The sequence below is a fragment of the Cupriavidus necator genome, from assembly GCF_016127575.1.
Taxonomy (GTDB): Bacteria; Pseudomonadota; Gammaproteobacteria; order Burkholderiales; family Burkholderiaceae; genus Cupriavidus; species Cupriavidus necator_D.
Genome location: NZ_CP066019.1, coordinates 2,143,156 through 2,157,911, shown reverse-complemented (window position 1 = coordinate 2,157,911; position 14,756 = coordinate 2,143,156). Strand labels below are relative to the sequence as shown.

At 69.3% G+C, this 14,756-nt stretch carries 13 protein-coding genes; 6 read left to right on the top strand and 7 right to left on the bottom strand.

What is annotated here, in order from left to right; all coding sequences use genetic code 11:
- The first annotated feature begins 43 nt into the window (after nucleotides 1-43).
- From I6H87_RS28755 to I6H87_RS28745, 3 genes are all read left to right on the top strand, one after another.
- Nucleotides 44-970: an IclR family transcriptional regulator gene (locus I6H87_RS28755; RefSeq protein WP_010812781.1), complete on the top strand. Its 927-nt coding sequence runs from the start codon at nucleotides 44-46 to the stop codon at nucleotides 968-970.
- A 32-nt stretch (nucleotides 971-1,002) separates the two neighbouring features.
- Nucleotides 1,003-1,815 (top strand): SDR family oxidoreductase, encoded by an 813-nt coding sequence (locus I6H87_RS28750; RefSeq protein WP_010812782.1) that lies wholly within the window; start codon nucleotides 1,003-1,005, stop codon nucleotides 1,813-1,815.
- Between the two features lie 85 nt (nucleotides 1,816-1,900).
- Entirely contained in the window at nucleotides 1,901-2,875 is a 975-nt protein-coding gene (locus I6H87_RS28745) for a Bug family tripartite tricarboxylate transporter substrate binding protein (protein ID WP_010812783.1), read from the top strand.
- Nucleotides 2,876-2,941: 66 nt separating this feature from the next.
- Here the strand turns inward: I6H87_RS28745 and I6H87_RS28740 are convergent, their stop codons facing one another.
- From I6H87_RS28740 to I6H87_RS28730, 3 genes are all read right to left on the bottom strand, one after another.
- Entirely contained in the window at nucleotides 2,942-4,333 is a 1,392-nt protein-coding gene (locus I6H87_RS28740) for an MFS transporter (protein WP_081225751.1), read from the bottom strand.
- A gap of 142 nt (nucleotides 4,334-4,475) precedes the next feature.
- On the bottom strand, nucleotides 4,476-7,871 hold the full coding sequence (locus I6H87_RS28735) for an ATP-binding protein (RefSeq protein WP_011617567.1): 3,396 nt from the start codon (nucleotides 7,869-7,871) through the stop codon (nucleotides 4,476-4,478).
- Nucleotides 7,872-7,889: 18 nt separating this feature from the next.
- Nucleotides 7,890-8,537, bottom strand: a complete 648-nt coding sequence (locus tag I6H87_RS28730; protein WP_011617566.1) for a response regulator — start codon at nucleotides 8,535-8,537, stop codon at nucleotides 7,890-7,892.
- A 468-nt stretch (nucleotides 8,538-9,005) separates the two neighbouring features.
- Here I6H87_RS28730 and I6H87_RS28725 point away from each other — a divergent pair, with 468 nt between their 5' ends.
- On the top strand, nucleotides 9,006-9,170 hold the full coding sequence (locus I6H87_RS28725) for an FmdB family zinc ribbon protein (RefSeq protein ID WP_010812787.1): 165 nt from the start codon (nucleotides 9,006-9,008) through the stop codon (nucleotides 9,168-9,170).
- A 181-nt stretch (nucleotides 9,171-9,351) separates the two neighbouring features.
- Entirely contained in the window at nucleotides 9,352-9,606 is a 255-nt protein-coding gene (locus I6H87_RS28720; protein WP_010812788.1) for a hypothetical protein, read from the top strand.
- A 9-nt stretch (nucleotides 9,607-9,615) separates the two neighbouring features.
- Here the strand turns inward: I6H87_RS28720 and I6H87_RS28715 are convergent, their stop codons facing one another.
- Both I6H87_RS28715 and folE read right to left on the bottom strand, forming a co-directional pair.
- The gene (locus tag I6H87_RS28715) at nucleotides 9,616-10,059 is read right to left on the bottom strand and encodes a BLUF domain-containing protein (protein ID WP_010812789.1); all 444 of its coding nucleotides are present in this window, start codon (nucleotides 10,057-10,059) and stop codon (nucleotides 9,616-9,618) included.
- A gap of 45 nt (nucleotides 10,060-10,104) precedes the next feature.
- Nucleotides 10,105-10,854 carry a GTP cyclohydrolase I gene (gene folE, locus I6H87_RS28710; RefSeq protein WP_011617565.1) on the bottom strand — a complete coding sequence of 250 codons (750 nt, stop codon included), beginning with the start codon at nucleotides 10,852-10,854 and terminating at the stop codon, nucleotides 10,105-10,107.
- A gap of 292 nt (nucleotides 10,855-11,146) precedes the next feature.
- On the opposite strand from folE, the gene I6H87_RS28705 reads away from it, so the two are divergent.
- Nucleotides 11,147-11,338 carry a hypothetical protein gene (locus tag I6H87_RS28705; RefSeq protein WP_041688176.1) on the top strand — a complete coding sequence of 64 codons (192 nt, stop codon included), beginning with the start codon at nucleotides 11,147-11,149 and terminating at the stop codon, nucleotides 11,336-11,338.
- Nucleotides 11,339-11,347: 9 nt separating this feature from the next.
- Here I6H87_RS28705 and I6H87_RS28700 read toward each other — a convergent pair whose 3' ends face one another.
- Together I6H87_RS28700 and I6H87_RS28695 are read right to left on the bottom strand one after the other, a co-directional pair.
- Nucleotides 11,348-12,601 carry an arsenic transporter gene (locus I6H87_RS28700; RefSeq protein ID WP_010812792.1) on the bottom strand — a complete coding sequence of 418 codons (1,254 nt, stop codon included), beginning with the start codon at nucleotides 12,599-12,601 and terminating at the stop codon, nucleotides 11,348-11,350.
- A gap of 30 nt (nucleotides 12,602-12,631) precedes the next feature.
- A complete protein-coding gene (locus I6H87_RS28695; protein ID WP_011617564.1) occupies nucleotides 12,632-14,743 on the bottom strand; it encodes a penicillin-binding protein 1A in 2,112 nt (703 codons plus the stop codon).
- Nucleotides 14,744-14,756: the final 13 nt, after the last annotated feature.

Here is a 14,756-nt window from a genome sequence, read left to right as displayed (position 1 = left end):
GCCCCGTTGCTGCTATCAATGTTCTCTTCCCGGCCGCCTGCCCATGAAACGCACCACCACCATTCCAACCCCGCCGCCCGATGCCGCACATGTCCTGGTGCCGGCCGACGCGCAGGCGGGCCATGCCTGCGCCGACGACCGCAACTTCGTCACCGCGCTGGCACGCGGCATGGAGCTGTTGCGCGCCTTCGGGCCGCAGGACGATTACCTGGGCAACGCCGAGCTGTCGCGGCGCACCGGCATCCCGCGCCCGACCGTGTCGCGGCTCACCTACACGCTGGCCACGCTCGGCTATCTCACCTACATCGAAGCCACTGAGAAGTACCGGCTGGGGCAGGGCGCGATGGTGCTGGGCCACCGCTATGTAGGCGGCGCCGGCATCCGCGAGATCGCGCAGCCGCTGATGCAGTCGCTGGCGTTTGCCTCCGATTGCACGGTGGCACTGGCCATGCCGGACCGGCACGCCATGGTCTACCTGGAAAGCTGCCAGCCGCGCGGGGCGCTGGTGATCCGGCTGGCGCCGGGCGCGCGCCTGCCGATGGCCACCTCGGCGATCGGCCGCGCCTGGCTGGCGGGGCTCGATGCCGATCACCGCGAGGCCGCGCTGGCCGAACTGGCGCGCCACTATGGCTCGCGCTGGCCCGCCGTGCGCACCGGCATCGACCGTGCGCTGCGCGACTACGCACGGCGCGGCTTCTGCGTGGCGCATGCCGAATGGGACCGCACCGTCAGCGGCGCCGCCGCGCCGCTGCGCCTGGCGGGCAGCAGCGAGGTGCTGGCGTTGAATATCGGCGGGGCCGCGACACGGCTGTCGCCCGAGATCCTGGAAAGCAACCTGGGCCCGCGCATCCGCGAACTGGCCGAGACCCTGCAGGCGCGGCTGTGGCAACCCGGCGGCGCGCGCGCGACCGCCCGCTTTGCTTCCGCGCAGCCAGACCCTGATACCCATACCCACGCGTCCAACGCATGACGCGGGCACTGAATTCAACGAGGAGACAACCCATGGAAGTACGCAACAAGACCGTCGTGGTGACTGGCGCGGCCACCGGCATCGGGCGCGCGCTGGCGCTGGCCTTTGCGCAGGCCGGCGCGCGCGGCGTGGCCGTGGCCGACCTGAACGCGGCCGGCGCCGCCACCGTTGCCACCGAGGTCCAGGCCGCGGCGCCTGCGTGCCAGGTGTTCGCCCAGCCGGTCGACGTGGCCGATGCCGCCGCCGTGCAGGGCCTGGCCGACGAGGCCACGCGCCGCTTTGGCCAGGTCGACATCTTCTGTTCCAACGCCGGCATCATCCTGCGCAAGGGGCTGGATGCGAGCGCCGACGAGTGGCAGCGCATCTGGGAAATCAACGTGATGGCGCATATCCACGCGGCCAGGGCGGTGCTGCCGCAGATGCTGGAGCGCGGCGACGGCTACTTCATCAACACGGTGTCGGCAGCGGGCCTGTTGTCGCAGATCGGCTCGGCGCCGTATGCGGTGACCAAGCACGCCGCCATCGGCTTTGCCGAGTGGCTGTCGATCACCTACGGCGACCGCGGCATCAAGGTCAGCTGCATCTGCCCCCAGGGCGTGCAGACCAACATGCTGTTCGGCGAGAAGGGCGAGCGCAAGGGCTTCCTGCAGGAAGGCTCGGTCACCGCCGAGCACGTCGCCGCGGTGACGCTGGAAGGGGTGGCCGATGAGCGCTTCCTGATCTTGCCGCACCCGGAGGTGCTTGAGTACTATCGCCGCAAGGGCCAGGACTATGACCGCTGGCTGCGCGGCATGCGGCGCCTGCATGACAAGGTGATGCAGGAGTTCGGCGGCATCGCGGTATAGAGCTTAGCAGGTTCAGACGGCGGCAGTGGCCGCCGTCTTCACATAGCAGGCGGCCACGCAGCCGCCGGCAACAGGAGGAACACCCATGCGTTTCGGCACCCTTGCCGCGGCAATGCTTGTCACATCCGCGCTGGTCGGCGCGGCCCCCGCGCTCGCGCAAACCTGGCCCGCCAAGCCGATCCGGATCGTGGTCGGCTTCCCGACCGGCGGCGCGCCCGATACGCTGGCGCGCATCGTCTCGGAGAAGATCTCGCCATCGTGGGGCCAGCCCGTGATCGTGGACAACAAGCCCGGCGCGGGCGGCAATATCGGCGCCGAGGCGGTGGCGCACGCGCCGGCGGACGGCTACACCCTGGCACTGGGCACGGTCGGCACGCACTCGATCAACGGCGCGCTGTACAGCAAGATGCCGTACGACATGGTGAAGGACTTCGCGCCGGTCATGATGATCGCCTCGACGCCCAACGTGCTGGTGGTCAACCCCGGCGTGCCGGCGAAGACCACGGCCGAGCTGATCGCACTGGCGAAGAGCAAGCCCGGCGCGCTGACCTTCGGCACCCCCGGCGTCGGCACCTCGCCGCACGTGGCCGGAGAAATGTTCAATTCGATGGCCGGCGTCAAGATCACGCACGTGCCCTACAAGGGCCGAGCCATGGCCATCCCCGACCTGCTCGGCGGCCATATCACCATGATGTTCGACAACCTGCCGTCGGCCTTGCCCGTGGTGCGCGAGGGCAAGCTGCGCGCGCTGGGCATTACCAGCGCGAAGCGCTCGGCCTCGGCACCGGATATCCCGACACTGGCCGAGCAGGGCTTGCCTGGATTTGAAGCCGATTCATGGTTCGCCGTGTTCGCGCCGGCCAATACGCCGAAGGATGTGGTGGCCAGGCTCAACACTGAACTCAACCGCATCTTCACGCTGCCCGATGTGCAGGCGAAGCTGAAGACGCTGGGGCTGGATCCGATCCTGGGGACGCCGGAGAAACTGGCGGCATACCAGCGCCAGGAGATTGCAAAATGGGCGAGGGTGGTGAAGGAATCGGGGGCGAAGGCGGAGTAGGCCTTTAAACCCAGAGGGTTTGCTCCCCTCTCCCGCTTGCGGGAGAGGGGAGCACGCAATCACTGATCAGGCGTCCGGCTCCACCGCCCCCCGCGCAGGTTCCGCGCCGCTGGCATCGCGCAACCTGCTCAGGCTGATCAAGGCCCCCAGCGCCGCCACCACCGCCGCCAGATACAGCGCAATGCGCGCCGCGCCGGTCGGCGTCAGGCTGAACAGCAGCGCCACCACCGCTGTGCCGCTGGTCTGCCCCAGCAGCCGCGTGGTCGCCTGCGCGCCGCTGGCGCCGCCGCTGCGCTCGGGCGGCGTGGCGCCGATCATGGCGCGGTTGTTGGGGGACTGGAAGAAGCCGAAGCCCGTGCCGCACATCGCCATGCGCCAGACGATATCCAGGCTGCCGGCGTCCGGGCCCAGCGTGGCCAGCCCGACCAGCCCGCCCGCCAGCATGGCCAGGCCGATGCCGGCGAGGATGCTGGCCGGATAGCGGTCCGACAGCCGGCCCGACACCGTGGCCATCACCGCCACCATCAGCGGCCAGGGCGTGATCAGCAGGCCGGTTTCCTGCAGGGAGCGGCCGAGCTGGTATTCGAGATAGAACGGCAGCGCGATAAAGGCCAGCATCTGCGTCATGAAAGAGCAGAACGAGGTGCCCACCGCCAGCGTGAAGGAGCGGCTGGAAAACAGGTCCACCGGCACCAGCGGCGCGGGGCGCCCGTGCTGGCGCCGCACCAGCAGCCAACCCAGCATCACAGCGGCGGCCATGCCCGCGGCGCCTGCGATGCGCCAGCGGGCGTGGCCCAGGCCGTCGACGCCGAGGATGAACATGCCGAACACCAGCGCCGACAGCAGCGCGCTGTGGTAGTCGAACTCGCGCGGCTGCGGCGGCGTCGCGGGCAGCGAAGTGCGGCTCAGCACCAGCGCGACGATGGCCACCGGCACGTTGACCGCGAACAGCCATTTCCAGCTGGCGACCGCCAGGATCAGCGCGCCCAGCGACGGGCCCACGGCGATGGTCACGCCGACCACCAGCGCGTTCAGCCCGATGCCGCGGCCCAGGCGCGTGGGCGGGTAGATAAAGCGCACCAGCGCCGTGTTGACGCTCATGATGCCGGCGCCGCCGATGCCCTGCAGCACGCGCGCGGCCACCAGCATCGGCAGGTTGACCGCCAGCGCGCACAGCAGCGAGCCCAGCAGGAAGGTGGCCAGCCCCGCCCGGTACACGCGCTTGTAGCCAAGGATGTCCCCCAGCGACGAGAGCGGCAGCAGGCACACGGTCACCGTCAGCTGATAAGCGTTGACCACCCAGATCGTGCTGGACGGATCGGCCTGCAGCTCGCGTGAGATCGAGGGCAAGGCGATGTTGGCGATCGAACCATCGAGCACGGCCATGATCAGGCCGAAGAAAACAGTGAGGATCGCCCAGGTCCGCTGTGGCTGGGGAAGGCCTTGTTCTGGCTGCATGGGGAGAGACATTGAAGACAATGCCGCGCCAGCATTGCTCAGGCATGGCCAGGACGGCCATGGCGCAGCGTTGCCATTATCGTCCCGCGTGGCGATGCTCGCAAATCCGCTAATTGTGGTAAGGCGCAGCGCGCCGCGCGCATTATTCCGCTGCGGCGGCCTGCGCGTATCCGCGCAGCCGTTCATGCAGGGCTTCGGCCGCGGCTGCGGCGGCCGGGGTCCACGCCTGGGCGCCGTCACACAGTGCTTCCAGTGCCAGGCATGCCCCGACGATGGGCTGGCGGCGCACGATCATGAAGGCGCCGGCTGCGGCATGGACCCAGTGCCGCAATGCCGGCAGGTTCTGCTGCGCAATGATGTGCGCTAACGCTGGCAGGTCTTGTTGCAGCTGCCGGCGCAGCATGGCTTCGTAGCGGCGGCGATCAGCGGTTTCTGCCTGGGAAGCCGCAGCTGGCTCGTCATTGGTGCGAGGGGCCGCGGCATGCCGGCGGCCGGGCAGGCCATGCAGGCACGCCTGCAGGTCCTGCAACGACGCCGGCTTGGCGATAAAGCCGGAAAAGCCGCGCAGGCGCCAGTCTGCGCATGGCTCGCTGCCAGTGAATGCGCTGAAGGCCAGTACCGGCATGTCGGGATGCTGCGCGCGCACCGCGCGCAGCAGCGCATGGCCGTCCATGACTGGCATATGGATATCGGTCAGCACGGCGTCGATGTGCGTGCTCTTCAGCTCCGCCAGTGCCTGCCTGCCGTTGCCAGCAACGATCGGGTGGCAGCCAAGTGCCTGCAGCTGTTCGGCGATCAGGGTCTGGTTCAGCGCATTGTCCTCGGCGACAAGGATCGTCAGCGGCGCCTCGGCCGATGCCGGGAGTGCCTGCGCCGCCGGCGCCGGGCCTTCGGCCGCCTGGGCCACGCAGTCGAGCAGCGCGCGGTGGCTGTAGGCCGTGACTTCGTGCATGCCGGGGGCGCACTGGCACGGCCGATGCGGGCCCTCCTGTGTCACCCACACAACCGGGACCTTTGCCGCATCGCGCAGGCCGGCCAGTGCGGCCAGGGGGTACTCTTCAGTGGCGACGATAACGCGTGGCACCTTGACCTGGAAAGACGCCAGTGCGGCCGCCTGCGATGCCAGCACATCGGCACGCCAGCCTGCCGTGGCGAGCCACGCGGCCAGGGCCTCGCCGGTACGCATGTGCTGGCACAGCACGACCACGTCGCCGCACTGCGCCGCGGCGGGCGGGACCGGCGGCAGCGGCGTGCCAGCGGCCGCCGGCAGCGGCACCGAGACCGTGAACGCGCTGCCCACGTCCGGCACGCTGTCCACGCTGATGCTGCCGCCCATCAGCTCGCACAGCCGGGCGCAGATCGACAAGCCCAGGCCAGTGCCGCCGTAGCGGCTGGCGGTTGCGGCATCGCCCTGCACGAAGGGCTGGAACACGCGCGCCGCCAGCGACGGCGGCATGCCGATGCCGGAATCGCTGACGCGGCAGACCAGCCGCTGCGTGCCGTGGTGGTCCTGGCGCAGCTCGCCGTTTAAGGTGATGCGGCCGCTGGCAGTGAACTTGAAGGCGTTGCTCAGCAGGTTGTTCAACACCTGCACCAGGCGCATGCGGTCGCCTGTGACCTCAGCATCCAGCGATGGCGACAGCTGCAGGTGGAAGCGGATGGGGCGGCCGGCCACCATCGGCGCATGGGTCAGCGCCACGCTTTCCAGCGCCTCGACGGGGCGGAAGGGCGCGTTGACCAGCCTGAGCTTGCCGGCATCGATCTTGGAAAAATCCAGCACATCGTTGACGATCCGGCGCAGCGCCTCGGCGGCGCTGTCCAGCGCCCTGAGCCGGGGCGCGTGTGCCGCCAGGCCGCTGCCGCGCGCGAGCAGCTCCAGGTTGCCCAGCAATGCGTTCAGCGGCGTACGGATTTCGTGGCTCATCGCGGCGAAGAAGGTCGAGCGTGCGCGCATCATTGCCTCGGTGGCCTGCTGGGCGGAGCGCAACTGCTCTTGCAGTGCCTGCTGCGCGGTGCAGTCCTGCACGGCGCAGAACAGCACTGCCTCATCGCGGTAGCGCGCCGGCGCGTAGGTGATTTGCAGGAAGTGCTGGGTGGCGTCGCCGTGGCCGGATGGCTCATCCGCCGGCACGCGCGGCGGTGCCGCGACGGTAAAGCTGGAAATGGACGCTTGTCCGCTGCTGCCACCGCATGGCTGTTTCTTGAACGCCTCCGCTACGGCATCGGGCAGGTGCCCATGGGGCTGCCATTGCAGCAGCACGCCGGCCAGCGGGTTCGACGTCAGGACGGCGTAGTCGTGCTGACGCACGATGCAAAGGCCGATCGGCGTGGCATTGACCAGCACCTGGTTCATCAGCTCGCTTTCCAGCGCACGCGAGGCTTCGGCGTGCGTGCGCCGCAGCAGGTGCCGGCTCCAGTAGCGCGCGGCCAGCCCGATGGCGCCGGTCAGCAGCAGCATGGCGCCGGCGATCACGGCCAGCTCCGCTGCCAGCGCCGTGCCCAGCATGCGATACGGCAGGTGGTAGACCAGCTGCCCGAAGCCTGCCGGCAGCGGCTGCACCAGCCGCATGCCCGATGGCGTGACATCCAGCCTGCTGTGCGACAGCAGGCGCGTGCCGGCTGCCACATCGTTGACGCTGGCCGAGGCCGCCGGCCAGTCTTGCGGCGATACATCGATGACCTGACCGGCTGGATTGAGCAGTGCCAGCAGCGCCGGATCCTCCGCGCGCTGCAAGTCGGCCAGGAAGGCGTGCAGGGGCACGCAGGCGGCCACCAGCATGGTGGGCGTGTCGCCGGCATAGGCGGCGCCGGCCAGCACCATGACCGGAGTGTCGTCCACCGGGTGGCGCAGCGGACCCACCCAGACCTGCTGCTCGCGCGCCGGCACGCTGCGGCCGCTGCGCTCCAGCAGCGCCTGGGTCAGCCATGTGCGCAGCAGCGGGATCAGCGCCGGGTCGAGCGCGAGCGGTGGCGCGCCGGCCTCGGGCTGGCTGATGACCACGGCGCTGTCCTCGTTCAGCGCGACCGCGTAGGCCCCGTGGTCGAGATCGAACGCCTGTTGCGTGGCCACCGCAGCCAGGGCAATCTGCCGCAGCCGCACGTACTGCGCCGGCAGCCCGGCGCCCCAGCCCTGCCGCGTTGTCTCGGTGGCAAGCAGGTGATAGTCCTTGCGCACGGCATCGACGTGGAGGCTGGCGGTGCCGGTGCGCCGGAAGGCCCCGAAGCCGGGATCGCGCGATGGCTCCGGTGCGGGTGCATCCAGGTTGTAGCGGATGCCCAGCACGGTGCGCCGCAGGAACGAGGACTCGTTATGCAGCAACTGCGAGACCGAGCCGGCGTACCGCGAGACGTCGCTGCGGCGGTAGTCCAGGTGTTGTTCCGTGGCCAGGCCGGCAAGCAGCAAGCCGGAGAACAGCACGATGGCGATCAGCACCGCGATGGTCACTGAATACTGGTGTTGCTGGCGCCTCGCATTGTCGGCAAGCGCATCGAAGGCGCTGGCCAGGGTTTCACGGGCACGGTCGACGGTTTGCTGCATCGGCGGGTTCCGGCCGTGTCAGATCAGGCGGTTTTCATAGGCGTAGCGGATCAGGCCGGTATTGGTCTGCACCCCCAGCTTGCGCATGGCCACGGTCTTCTGGCTGGAGATGGTGCTGACCGAGCGGCCGAGCTTGCCGGCGATGTCGGTCAACTGCAGGCCCTGCACATAGAGCCGGATCACTTCCAGTTCGCGCTGCGTCAGTTCGGTGGCCGGTGCGCCGGCCAGCGTGGCGTGTTGCAGGATGGCGTGCACCGCGGGCGAATAGAAGCAGCTGCCGCCGGATGCGACGTGGATGCAGGCGCGCACGACCTCCTCCAGGTGGTCTTCCTTGCTGACGAAGGCGCGCACGCCAAGCTTCATGGCGCGGCGGATGATGGCGGGATTGGTCTGGGCGCTGATCACCACCACGCGCGTCAGCGGATGGCGACGCGCCAGGCGGCCCAGCAGGTTGAAGCCGTCCAGCGAGGTATCGCCGTGGCCCATGCAGAAATCGGTGATGGCGATATCGGCGTGATGTTGGTCCAGCGCGCCGAGCAACTCCGTGCCGTTGCGGCATTCGCAGCTGATCTGGGCACTGCCGCTGCGCTGCAGGCAGTCGCGCAGGGCGGCCACGACCAGCGGGTGGTCGTCCGCCAGGGCGACACGCAAGACTCCGTCGTACATAGCTATCTCCGGATGGGCGGCAACCGGTCCACGCCGGTTGCACTGGGCGATTGCGCCACCACAAATCCGAGATTCTGGCTATGTTCCGCACCTCCTTGAATCGTAATTCAGCTAGTTCAGGGAACTAGCTGAGGCGGGCATGGACACGGCCAGTTTGGGAAATGCGTGACCTGCCAATAGAACGGCGCCATGCCGCGATGCTTGACCTGGGTTTGCGCAGCATTGCGTCGCTTGTTCCGCGGCGAGCGCGGCCGGCTATTTGCCTTATGTCAATGCGTGGCGGAAGACGCATTCACGCAGCGGCAGGCAGGAGCGCCGCGAGAGAAAGTGAATTCGCGGTGACATCCCCGCATGCGCGCAGCGCGCCGGCTCCGGCACGGCGAACTTTCACGCTTCGGGGCACGGACCGCTGTCCTAGAATGAAGCTGACACGCGCCCCGCGGCGCGTGCACCGCGTTGGGGAACGCCATGCCCGTCTACCAATACCGCTGCGAGAAGTGCGGCCATATGTTCGAGAAAACCGAGCATCTCGCGGAACACGCCTCTGCCCATCCGAACTGCCCGAACTGCGGCAGCCAGTCCGTCCAGCACGCACCGGCCCCGTTCGTGGCAGTGACCCAGCGCAAGAGCTGAGTCCGCTGAGTCCGAACAACTACCTCCCAGGAGGGTTTGCGGCCCGCCGCAGTTGTGCGGCGGGCGCGCAGGTGTGCCGCCGGCCGACGGCCGCGGCATGTCTTTTCCAGGCGTGGTGCCCGTGCACCACGTGCGTTAGCGCTGCGCGCAAGCGGCGATCTCAACCTTGACGGAGGATGCCATGGCAACGAGACCGTTCACCGAATTTCCCGCCGACGAGCAGCAACAGGTCCTGCAGGTATGCAGGCAGGTCGGGCTGGCGGCCGAGATGTTCGAGATTTTCGAGGAAAGCCGCGAGGCCGGGGTGCGGCGCATCAGCGTGCGCCGGGTCGGCACGGACAAGACCAGTGTCTACGAGGCAGGCCCCGGTTCGGTCTGGGTCGAGGAATTCGAGAGCGACCTGGAGTGCGGCCTGTTCGGCCAGGTGACGGCCTGACGGCGAGGCTCAGTGCCGTCCGCGTTCGCCGGTGCGCGACACCACTGACGCGCCGGCGATCAGCTCCTTGAGCAAGGCCAGCGACGCCGCACCGCAGGTGCGGTACGGATCCAGTTCGGCGCGCGCCGAGAACTTGAGCAGGGTGGCGGTGTTGATGCGCGCCGCATTGACCTGGCCCATCGCCCAGCCGGCAAAGTCGCGCGTGCAGGTTTCCTCGAAATGCAGCAGGGTCACGTCGTGGTGGCGCGGGTCGCGTGCGATCGCCTGGAACAGCTGTGATACGTCCTGGCGGTCGCCTTCCAGCGCCTGCAGGAAGATGCCGTTGCCGTGGCACAGCACCCCGGTGATGCCGTGGCGCGGATTGCGTTCCAGGCTGGTGGCCAGGATGGCGTCGAGCAGGGCGGCGTCGATGGCCTGGCGGGCACGGCTGGCATAGAGCAGGCGGACTAGCATGGGCGTGGCGCTCGGTTGTGGCGGCTGGTGGGCGGGGCGTGCGGCCTAGCCGCGGTTGTGGTTCAGCAGCGTGAGGAACTCGCGGCGCAGGCTGTCGTCCTTCAGGAACGAGCCGCGCATCACGCTGTTGGTCATCTTGGCATCGGTGTCGCGCACGCCGCGCCAGTGCATGCAGAAGTGCTCGGCTTCCATCACGATGGCCAGGCCGTCGGGATTCATCTTTTCCTGCAGCAGGTCGGCGACCTGTGCCACCGCCTCTTCCTGGATCTGCGGCCGGCACATGATCCATTCGGCTAGCCGCGCGTACTTGGACAGGCCGATCAGGTTGGAATGCTGGTTCGGCATCACCCCTACCCACAGCTTGCCGATGATCGGGCACAGGTGATGCGAGCAGGCACTGCGCACGCGCAGCGGGCCGACGATCATCAGTTCGTTGAGCTGGCCGACGTTGGGGAACTCGGTCACCGGCGGCGCCTTGGCGTAGCGGCCGGCGAAGATCTCCTTCAGGTACATCTTGGCGACCCGGCGCGCGGTTTCCTGGGTGTTGTGGTCGTTGTCGACGTCGATCACCAGCGCGCGCAGCACGTCCTCCAGGCGCGCCTGCACTTCGGCCTGAAGCTGCTCCATCTCGCCCGGCTCGATGTGGTGCGAAATATTGTCGTTGGCGTGGAAGCGCTCCTGCGCGGCCTCGAGCCGTGCGCGGATGCGGGCGGAGACGCTGGGGGCGTGGGGGTGGCCGGCATCGTCGCCGGCGTTGCTGTCCTTCGCGCGGTGCGCCGCGTCCTTGCTGGTCATGGTTATGCGTGGTGGGATGGATGACTGCGCAGCGGGTGTGCCGGATTCACTATATGGCAGATGCCGTGGCCTCACAACCCGCACGGGGCATGGCAAGGTGCGGCGCGGTGGGCCGATTACGCCACAAGCCGACGTTGCTCCGTGAATAGTTCATGACATCGCTAAAGCCCGCGCCGCACAACGCCGACAAGCGCACATAATGTCTGCACAACGCCAGGCAGCCCGCCATAAAGCCGCCGGCACCCGGCCGCTGCAGCGCGCGGCCTGACTCTTTGTCGGGAATAACGTCATCATGCCGATTGCCTTTCCGTGCAGCAGCCTGATGCTGCTCCATGTGGTCACAGTGCCGCTGCCGGCCACGCCGGTGGAAACTGGCGTGGCGGAACACCACGCCAGTGCCGTGCGCCATGGCGCGACCGGCCTGCGCCGGCCCCTGCCGCAGGCCGCCAACACCCCCGCGGCCAATGACGCCGCTACCAGCTGAGCCAGCGGCCTAAAGCAGCAAAAGCGCCAGTGCCGGCAGCATCGCTGCCGGCATCACCACGGCCCCCACGCGCAGGAACTGGCCGGCGCTGACCATATGCCCTTCGCGCCGCAGCGCCGTGAGCCACAGCAGCGTGGCCAGCGAGCCGGTGACGGACAAGTTGGGGCCAAGGTCAATGCCGATCAGCACGGCACCGGTCACGGCATGCGAGGCATGTCCGCCCGCCAGCGCCGAGGCGGCGATCAGGCCGGCCGGCAGGTTGTTGGCGATATTGCCCGCCAGCGCCACCACCGCGCCCACGCCCAGCAGGGCCAGTGCGCCGCCGTCGCGCGACGCCGCTGCGACGGCATCGGCCAGCTGGCCGATCACCACGGTCTGCTCCAGTGCCGCGACCAGCACGAACAGCCCCGCCACCATCGGCAACACCCCCCATGACACCTCGCGCAGCGCCGGCACCAGCAGCTCGCGCCGGGTCGCGCAGACCAGCAGCAGCGTGGCCACGCCCGCCGCGCAGGTCGGCCAGCCCAGGTCGTTGCCGCGCAGCGAGGCCACCAGCAGGATCAGCCCGGTCAGCACGATGCCCAGCGCGGTCAGCCGGGCCTGCGGCGACAGCGGCGGCACCGGCACGTCATGTTCGATGGGCTCGGCCAGCGCCGCGCGCTGGGTCCACCACAGCGCTGCCAGCGTGGCCAGCACCGCGGCCAGCGACGGCAGCGCGAAGCTCGCCAGCCAGCCCGCCAGCGGCGGCATGCGTGTGCCGAAGATGACCAGGTTGGCCGGGTTGGAGATCGGCAGCACGAAGCTGGCGGCATTGGCGATGAAGGCGCACGCGTACAAGTAGGGCAGCGGATGCCGGACCCGCGCGGCGCGGGTGGCGGCCAGCACCGCGGGCGTCAGCACCACGGCGGTGGCGTCGTTGGACATGAATGCCGTCACCAGCGTGCCGAAGCCGTACACCATCAGGAACAGCCGCGGCGCCGAACCGCGCGCCCGGCGCACGGCGAGCGCGGCGACGTGGTCGAACAGCCCGGTCTTGCGGGCCAGCTCGGAGATCAGCATCATGCCCGCGAGAAACAGGTACACGTCGTAGCCGCGCAGCACCGCCGCCAGCGCGTCGGGCAGCGTCATCAGGCCGGTGACGCACAGCAGCAGGGCGCCGGCGGCGGCCCAGAAGGCTTCGGGCAGGCGGAACGGGCGGAACAGGACGCCGGCCGTGGTCAGCGCGGCGACCGACCAGATCAGCAGCGGGGCGTGGCTGGACATCGGGATCGGGGACAGTGGAAAGCCGGAAGTCTACAGCCTGGCGTCCGCGGGGACGGCCGGCGTGGCAGCGCCGGGCGCCGGCAGGCCAGTTGTCTCGCTGGTGACAGGTGTCGGCGCGGGGGCAGCCGGGGCCGGCGCCGCGGTCCCGCCGAGGTTGCTGGCGACCGGATCGACCGCCGGCGCCGCCGCGGGTGCCGGCGGCGGGAAGCCGATGGCGGCGATGCCGTGGCTGCCATCGGCATACTCCGCGTACATCCAGTCATCTCCCACGCGGACCACGCCGGCGGGCGCTTCAGCTTCAGGCACGGGCACGCCCGCAAGGCGGCCCTCCATATAGGCGGCCCACACCGGCAGCGCGGTGGTGGCGCCGAACTCATGCTCGCCCAGGCTGCGGTTGTCGTCGTAGCCCATCCACGCCACCGTGACGACGCCGCCGGCGTAGCCCGCGAACCAGCCGTCGACCGAGTCATTGGTGGTGCCGGTCTTGCCGGCCACGTCGGCGCGGCGCAGGTAGCGGCGCACGCCGGCGCCGGTGCCGTCGTCGACCACGCTGCGCAGCAGGCTGTCCATGACGAAGGCGTTGCGGGCGCTGATCACGCGCGGCGGGGCCGGGCTGTCCGCGGCGTCCTCCGACTCGGCAGAGAACAGCACCTTGCCTTCGCTGTCGGTGATGCGCGCGATCAGGTAGGGCTCGATGCGGTGGCCGCCGTTGGCAAAGACGCCATAGGCCGCGGCCAGGCGCAGCGGCGAAGTGGTGCCGGTGCCCAGTGCCAGCGGCAGGTAGCGCGGCAGCCGCCTGGGCGCGAAGCCGAAACGGCTGGCGAACTCCACCGTGTACGGGATGCCGATCGCCTGCAGCGTGCGGATCGCCGGCAGGTTGCGCGATTCCGCCAGCGCCTGGCGCACGGTGATGGAGCCGACAAAGCGCCCGTCGTCATTGGACGGCTGCCAGCGCGAACCATTGGGCAGCGGCGCGTCGTTGATCAGCGTGCCGGGCGACACGCCGCGCTCCAGTGCCGCCGCATAGACGAAGGGCTTGAAGGTCGAGCCCGGCTGGCGCTGCGCCTGGGTGGCGTGGTTGAAGCGGCTGGTGGCAAAGTCGGCGCCGCCCACCATCGCCTCGATCGCGCCGGTGGCGCTGTCCAGCGATACCAGCGCACCCTGCGGGCCCTGCGACAGGTCCTTGACGAACTTGCGGTGGCGCCGCGCGTAGCCTTCCAGCCCGCCGTGCACCGCATCGTAAGCCAGGGTCTGGCGCACCGACGACACCGTGGTGTAGACGTTCAGGCCGCGCGTGTAGGCCTCGTCGCCAAAGCGCTCGCGCGCCAGCTGGCGCGCGAGTTCGGCCACGTACTCGGCATGCCCGGCAAAGCTGCCGGGGCTGTCGTCGGAGATTGCCAGGCGCGCGGCGCGGGCCTCGCGGTAGTCGTCCTGGCTGATCATGCCCAGTGCCAGCATGCGGCCCAGCACATATTCCTGGCGCCGCTTGGCGCGCGGGAAGTTGACCACCGGGTTGATGGACGAAGGGGCCTTGGGCAGCCCCGCCAGCATCGCCGCCTCGGCCAGCGACAACGACGCCAGCGGCTTGCCGAAGTACGCATGCGCGGCGCTGCCGAAGCCGTAGGCATGCTCGCCCAGGTAGACCTGGTTCATGTACAGCTCAAGGATGCGGTCCTTGGGCAGGGTCTGGTCGATGCGCCAGGCCAGCAGCATTTCATACCACTTGCGCGCCAGCGTCTTCTCGCGCGACAGGTAGAAATTGCGCGCCACCTGCATGGTGATGGTGGACGCGCCCTGCGCATAGCCCTGGCCCAGGTTGGCCAGCGCGGCGCGCAGCACGCCGGGCATGTCGACACCCTCGTGCTCGTAGAACTGGTCGTCCTCGGCAGCCAGCAGCGCCTGGACCATGCGCGACGGCATCTGCCCGAAGGGGATGAACTCGCGGTGCTCGCTGCCGAACTCGCCGATCTGCACATTGTCGCTGGTGTAGATCCGCAGGGGCACGTCGGGCCGGTAGTCGCGCAGGGAGTCGACTGCGGGAAGCTGCCGCAGGCTTACCACCGCGGCAAAGCCGGCAAGCAAGGCACCGGCTGCAGCCAGCGCCAGTACGGCGCCGCCTGCCTTGACTGCGATTTTTTTCATGCGCGCATTTTAC